This is a genomic window from Micromonospora sp. KC207 (assembly GCF_004348615.1).
Classification (GTDB): domain Bacteria; phylum Actinomycetota; class Actinomycetes; order Mycobacteriales; family Micromonosporaceae; genus Micromonospora.
On sequence record NZ_SMKJ01000362.1, the window covers coordinates 1 to 5,746 of the forward strand.

The 5,746-nt window shown below is 74.1% G+C and carries 7 protein-coding genes; 4 read left to right on the forward strand and 3 right to left on the reverse strand.

What is annotated here, in order from left to right; all coding sequences use genetic code 11:
- Positions 1-56 precede the first annotated feature (56 nt).
- From E1258_RS29135 to E1258_RS29145, 3 genes are all read left to right on the forward strand, one after another.
- On the forward strand, positions 57-671 hold the full coding sequence (locus E1258_RS29135) for a hemerythrin domain-containing protein (protein WP_132406761.1): 615 nt from the start codon (positions 57-59) through the stop codon (positions 669-671).
- A 123-nt stretch (positions 672-794) separates the two neighbouring features.
- The gene (locus E1258_RS29140) at positions 795-1,808 is read left to right on the forward strand and encodes a LysR family transcriptional regulator (RefSeq protein WP_132406763.1); all 1,014 of its coding nucleotides are present in this window, start codon (positions 795-797) and stop codon (positions 1,806-1,808) included.
- A gap of 20 nt (positions 1,809-1,828) precedes the next feature.
- On the forward strand, positions 1,829-2,065 hold the full coding sequence (locus tag E1258_RS29145) for a hypothetical protein (RefSeq protein WP_132406765.1): 237 nt from the start codon (positions 1,829-1,831) through the stop codon (positions 2,063-2,065).
- A 127-nt stretch (positions 2,066-2,192) separates the two neighbouring features.
- On the opposite strand, the gene E1258_RS29150 is transcribed toward E1258_RS29145, so the two are convergent.
- From E1258_RS29150 to E1258_RS29155, 3 genes are read right to left on the reverse strand one after another with little or no spacing between them, the layout of a single operon-like run.
- A complete protein-coding gene (locus E1258_RS29150; protein WP_132406767.1) occupies positions 2,193-2,540 on the reverse strand; it encodes a DUF3140 domain-containing protein in 348 nt (115 codons plus the stop codon).
- Positions 2,540-2,713 (reverse strand): hypothetical protein, encoded by a 174-nt coding sequence (locus E1258_RS33660; protein ID WP_165949931.1) that lies wholly within the window; start codon positions 2,711-2,713, stop codon positions 2,540-2,542. Before E1258_RS33660 ends, E1258_RS29150 begins: the two co-directional genes overlap by 1 nt.
- Before the next feature lie 16 nt (positions 2,714-2,729).
- The gene (locus E1258_RS29155) at positions 2,730-5,285 is read right to left on the reverse strand and encodes an ATP-dependent Clp protease ATP-binding subunit (RefSeq protein ID WP_132406769.1); all 2,556 of its coding nucleotides are present in this window, start codon (positions 5,283-5,285) and stop codon (positions 2,730-2,732) included.
- 207 nt (positions 5,286-5,492) lie between these two features.
- Here E1258_RS29155 and E1258_RS29160 point away from each other — a divergent pair.
- Positions 5,493-5,746: hypothetical protein (locus E1258_RS29160; protein ID WP_207919797.1), on the forward strand; the 254-nt coding region annotated here is incomplete at its 3' end.

Genomic DNA, 5,746 nt, shown 5'->3' on the forward strand with positions numbered 1-5,746 from the left:
CCCTCGGGCCGCCCGCCTCCCCTCGGGGCCCGCGCCCGCCAGCCGAGGAGGGCACCATGACCGTCCCCCTGCCCCCGCTGCCGCCCGTGCCCGAGGAGGGCTACCGGCCCGGCGGTCGAAGTCTCGTCGACCTCGTCGACCGCGAGCAACGGCGGCTGCTCGAGCTGGCCGACCGGGCCACCGACCCGGACGCCGCGCCGCAGCGGCTCGGCGAGGTGGTCGAGGTGCTGACCGCCACGGTGTCGCGGCACCTGTCGGCGGAGGAGCAGTACCTGTTCCCCGCCGTGCGGGCCGCCGTGCCCGACGCCAGCGCGGCGGTCGACCGGGAGATCGGGGCCGCGGGCGAGCTGCTGACCGCCCTCAAGGCGCTGGCCGGGCCGGCGGATCCCGCGCTGGCCGAGGTGGCCGACCGGATACGCCGCCACGTCGCCCGGGCCGCGGCGCTGCTGGCGCCGCTGCGCGAGGTGGCCACCGAGGCGGAGCTGATCCGGCTGGGCAACCGGTGGGAGATCGCCGGGGAGGCCGCGCCGACCCGGCCGCACCCGGGCACCCCGGCGACCCCGCCGTGGAACCGGATCGTCGAGCCGGCGGTAGGCGTGGTGGACAAGGTCCGCGACGCGGTGACCGGCCGGCCGACCTACCCGTCGGACCTGATTCCACCAGAAGACTGACCGGATACCGGACGGTTACCACCGGATCACCGACCGGATACCGGTCGGTCACTGAGGGGTATCGGTCAACTCCTATCCGCTAGGACCCTTCCATCGATCCTTCCGTGGTCATACCGTCACCGTATGAATCTGGAGCTGAGACACCTGCGGGTGGTCTGCGCCATCGCGGAGACAGGGAGCGTGACGAAGGCGGCGTCCACGCTCGGCTTGGCCCAGCCGGCGCTGACCGCCCAGCTCCAACGCATCGAGCGGGCGCTCGGCGGGCCACTGTTCGAGCGGGACCGTCGGGGGGCCCGGCCCACCGCGCTCGGCGAGCTTGTGCTGTCCCGGGCCCGGGTGCTGCTGCCGGCCATGCAGGGCCTTCAGGACGAGGCGGCCCGGCTGGCCGGCGCCGGCCCGACACCCGCCCGGTACCGCTTCGGCGGGGTGAACAGCCCCATCCTCGGCCGTCTGGTGCACCGGCTCGTCGCCGCGCACCCGCAGGCCCAGATCACCACGCACGCCTCCTGGTCCGCCGACGAGCTGGCCCAGCTCGTCGGGGGCGGCCGGTTGGACTACGCGCTGGTCGGGGTCTGCGGCGACGCGGTCCCGCCGGCCGGGTACGGGCTGACCTGGCGGGAGGTGGCGATTGAGCCCGTGCAGGTGCTGCTGCCCGAGCAACACCCGATGTCCAACCACGACGAGGTCCGGCTGGTGGACCTACGCGCGGAGCAGTGGGTCGCCGCCCCGGGCGACGGCTGCTTCGGCGACTGCTTCGCCGCCGCCTGCGCCCGCGCCGGCTTCACCCCCCGCAAGATGTACGAGGCCGACGTGCGCGGCTGCATCGACCTGGTGGAGGCCGGCGCGGCGGTGGCCCTGTGCCAGGCCACCTTCCGTCCGGTGCCCGGACTGGTGACCCGCCGGCTGGCCGGGGCACCGCTACGCTGGCGGCTGCTGCTGGGCTGGCACTCGGACTCGGCCGGCGCGAGCTTCGCCGACGAGGTGCTGGAGGCAGCGGTGGCGGTGTACGCCGACTCGCTCGCCGCGCACCCCGACTATTTGGCCTGGCTACTGCGGCACCCGGATTTCGGGGTGCGCAGGTCGGCCCCGGCCGGGCCGCTCGTCGGGGACGCCGGTTCCGGGGTGCGAACCGCCTGATGGTGGGTATCAAGGGCCCCATGACCGATACCCAGCCGACCGCCGACGACCGGGAGACCCTGCGCGTGGCCGCCGCCGCGCACAGCGCCGCCGCCCGGGCCGTGGAGGCGTTCCTGCGCCGCCTGCCCGAGGTCCCCGCTCCCGCCGACGTGGCCGAGTACGCCACCCTGCTGAGCCAGGAGGAGCGGGCGCGCGGCGAGCGGCAGGCCGCCGCCGACGCCGCCGGCCTGGAGATCGGCAGTATGGAATCGGAGTGAACCCGCCACCGGCTCCGTCGCCGCCGTGAAACGGCGGCGACGGAGCCGGTGGGCCGGCCGACACGGACCGCCGCGGGTCTGCTGACGGTTCAGCGGACCGGCCGACGCGAGCAGACCAGCTGACGGTTCAGCGTTCCACGAGGACGTCGTGGCCCAGGTCGAGCAGGGAGCGGCGCCACTCGTCGGCGGCACCGGCGGCCGGGCGGGCGGCGGTCAGGGACCGGATGCGGTCGACGGCCTGGCGCATCACCTCGATGTCCGCGCCGGTCAGGTCGACCTTGCGCTTGCGGAGCACGGCCAGGATCTGCCGGCCCGGCTCGGGCAGGTCGAGGTCGGGATTCGGCCCGAAGGACTCCGTGCCGGAGCCACGGGTCAGCAGCCAGCTACGCAGTTGCTCGGAGGTGACGTTCACCTCGGCGTGGAACTCCTCCCAGAGCTCCTCGACCTCGGGATCGAGTCGCGCCTCGCGTACCATCACGTCTCCTCTCCGGGCGGCGGCCCGGACGGCTCCGAGTCGCCGGTGTGGGAATCCAGGCCCTCCGGCAGCACCCGCACCCGGGCGGGGTTGGCCGTCGGTGGGGCCATGATCGGCTCGCTGCGTTCCGGGTTGGTCCCGGTCTCCTCGGTGGTTTCCTCGGGCTCGGTCATCCGCGGCCTCCGCCACTCACCGGGGGTGGGACGTGGTGGCGGCGGAGTAGCCCCGGTCTCCGGCAACCACCTCGAAGGCCAGTGCGCCGTCGCGGACGTCCACGGTGACCCGCTGTCCGGGCGAGACGGCGCTCTCCAGCAACATCCGGGACAGCCGGTTGTCCACCTCGCGCTGGATCACCCGACGCAGCGGGCGGGCCCCGAACTCCGGCTGGTAGCCGTGTTCGGCGAGCCAGTCGATGCCGGCGACGGTGAAGGCGATGTCGATGTCCTGGGCGTGCAGGCGGCGGCGGGTCTGCTCCAGCAGCAGCTCGGTGATCTGGCGTAGCTGCTGCTGCTCCAGCCGGCGGAAGATGATCACCTCGTCGATGCGGTTGAGGAACTCCGGGCGGAAGTTCTCCTGGAGCCGGCGCATCAGCCGCTCGCGAAGCTCGTCGCTCTCCTGCTCGGTGCCGGGCTCGCCGGCGCCGAAGCCGACAGCGCGCTGGCTGCCGGTGATCAGCTCCGAGCCGAGGTTGCTCGTCATGATCAGTACGGTGTTCTTGAAGTTCACCGTCCGGCCCTGGCTGTCGGTGAGCCGGCCCTCGTCGAGCACCTGGAGCAGGATGTTGAACACGTCCGGGTGGGCCTTCTCGATCTCGTCGAGCAGCACCACCGCGTACGGGCGGCGGCGCACCGCCTCGGTGAGCTGGCCGGCCTCCTCGTACCCGACGTAGCCGGGGGGTGCGCCGACGAGCCGGGCGACGGTGTGCCGCTCCTGGAACTCGCTCATGTCCAGTCGTACCATCCGGTCGGCCTCGCCGAACAACGCCTCCGCCAGTGCGCGGCCCAGCTCGGTCTTGCCCACGCCGGTGGGGCCGAGGAAGAGGAAGCTGCCCATCGGCCGGTCTGGGTCGGCCAGCCCGGTCCGGGAGCGGCGGACCGCCTCGGCGACCGCACCGACCGCGTCGTCCTGGCCGACGACCTTCTGGTGCAGGTGCCCCTCCAGGCGCAGCAGCCGGTCGCGTTCCTCCTCGGTGAGCTGGGCGACCGGGATGCCGGTGGCCCGGGACACCACCTCGGCGATCTCCTGCGGGCCGACGGCCGGAACCTGCGAGCCGTTGCCGTCGTCGCCCTTGGCACGGCTGACCTGCGCCTCCAGCTCGGCGAGCCGGTCGCGCAACGCGGACGCCCGCTCGTACTGCTCGTCGGAGACCGCCTGTTCCTTGTCCCGGCGAACCTCGTCGAGCTGCTGCTCCAGCTCCCGCACGTCGGAGCCGGGGGTGCGGTTGCGCAACCGGACCCGGGCGCCGGCCTGGTCGATCAGGTCGATGGCCTTGTCGGGCAGGTACCGGTCGGTGACGTACCGGTCGGACAGTTCGGCGGCGGCGACCAGCGCCTCGTCGGTGAACCGGACCTGGTGGTGCGCCTCGTAGCGGTCGCGCAGGCCGCGCAGGATGGCGACGGTGTCCTCGACGGTCGGCTCGGGCACCAGCACCGGCTGGAACCGCCGGGCGAGCGCGGCGTCCTTCTCGATGCTGCGCCGGTGCTCGTCCAGCGTGGTCGCGCCGATCACCCGCAGCTCGCCGCGGGCCAGGGCCGGCTTGAGCATGTTGGACGCGTCCATGCCGCCCTCGCTGCCCGCCCCGCCCGCGCCGACCAGGGTGTGGATCTCGTCGAGAAAGATGATCAGCTCGTCACGGTGGGCGCGGATCTCCTCGATGACCTTTTTGAGCCGCTCCTCGAAATCGCCCCGGTAGCGGGTGCCGGCGACCAAACCGGCCAGGTCGAGCTGCACCACCCGCTTGCCGATCAGCGTCTGCGGGACGTCGCCGTCGCAGATCCGCTCGGCCAGCCCCTCCACGATCGCGGTCTTGCCGACGCCGGCCTCGCCGATGAGCACCGGGTTGTTCTTGGTCCGTCGGGACAGGATCTCCACGGCCTGCTCGATCTCGGCGGCCCGCCCGATCACCGGGTCGATCTGGTCGTTGCGCGCCAGCTCGGTGAGGTCCTGGCCGTACTGGTCGAGGGTGGGGGTGCCGTGGTCGGGCTTCGGGCCGGGCATCGGGCCGCGCTCCGCGTTGGCCGCCTGCAACGATTCGGGCTGGATCCGGCCGGCGGCGAGCATCCGGCCCGCCGGCGACTCCGAATTCAGCGGCAGCGCCATCAGGATGTGCTCGGGGCCGATGTAGTTGGCGCCCATCGCGCGGGAGAGCTGATGGGCGTCGAGCAACGCCCGCTTCGCGGCCGGGGTGAGGGACAGGTTCGGCGGCACCTCGCCTCGGGGGGCGCCGTCGCCCCGCCCGCCGAGGGCGTTGACCAGGGCATCCGGGTCGGCACCGGCCCGCCTGATAAGGTCGCGCAGCGCCTCGCGCTGCAACGCCGCCCAGAGCAGGTGGTCGGTGTCGAGGTCGTTGCTGTGCCGCTGCGCCGCCCGGCGGGCCGCGTCGGCGAGCATCTCCCGTGCGTCGGCGGTCATCAGCCGGGTGATGTCGACCCGGTGCGCCGACCGGCGTCCCCCCTCGCCCCGGCCGAAGTACCGGGCCAGGAACTCGTCCCACGGGTCGGTGCCGAAGTCGCCGGGTCCCATCATCGCTGTCCTCCCGCGGGTCGGGCACGCTCGCCGGTGAAGTCGCCGCCGGCACGGTCGGCGATGGCTACCCGGCGGTCGGCGCGACAAACGCGGACGAGGCGGAGGCGGGCGGGCCGGACCCGACCCGGGCGCGGCGGAGACGGGCGGTCCCGACCCGGTGCCGGCGGGGCGGGCGCGGGCGGTCCCGACCGGTGGCAGGCTGGGACCATGGACCCGACGCCGCTGCTGATCGTGGACGCCGCCAACGTGGTCGGGTCGCGCCCCGACGGGTGGTGGCGGGACCGGGCCGGGGCCGCCGCCCGGCTGCGCGACGCCCTCGTCCCGCTGGCCGAGTCGGGGGTACCGCCGCAGCTCGCTGGTCCGGCCGAGGTGGTGCTGGTGGTCGAGGGAGCCGCGCGGGGCGTTCCGGCCGTGCCGGGGGTACGGGTGGTCGCCGCCCCGGGCTCGGGCGACGACACGAT

Excerpts from the sequence above, each read along its gene's own strand:
- E1258_RS33660 (WP_165949931.1), bottom strand. The coding sequence starts at position 2,713 with ATGACCGAGCCCGAGGAAACCACCGAGGAGACCGGGACCAACCCGGAA.
- E1258_RS29145 (WP_132406765.1), top strand. The coding sequence starts at position 1,829 with ATGACCGATACCCAGCCGACCGCCGACGACCGGGAGACCCTGCGCGTG.
- E1258_RS29155 (WP_132406769.1), bottom strand. The coding sequence starts at position 5,285 with ATGATGGGACCCGGCGACTTCGGCACCGACCCGTGGGACGAGTTCCTG.
- E1258_RS29150 (WP_132406767.1), bottom strand. The coding sequence starts at position 2,540 with ATGGTACGCGAGGCGCGACTCGATCCCGAGGTCGAGGAGCTCTGGGAG.
- E1258_RS29135 (WP_132406761.1), top strand. The coding sequence starts at position 57 with ATGACCGTCCCCCTGCCCCCGCTGCCGCCCGTGCCCGAGGAGGGCTAC.
- E1258_RS29140 (WP_132406763.1), top strand. The coding sequence starts at position 795 with ATGAATCTGGAGCTGAGACACCTGCGGGTGGTCTGCGCCATCGCGGAG.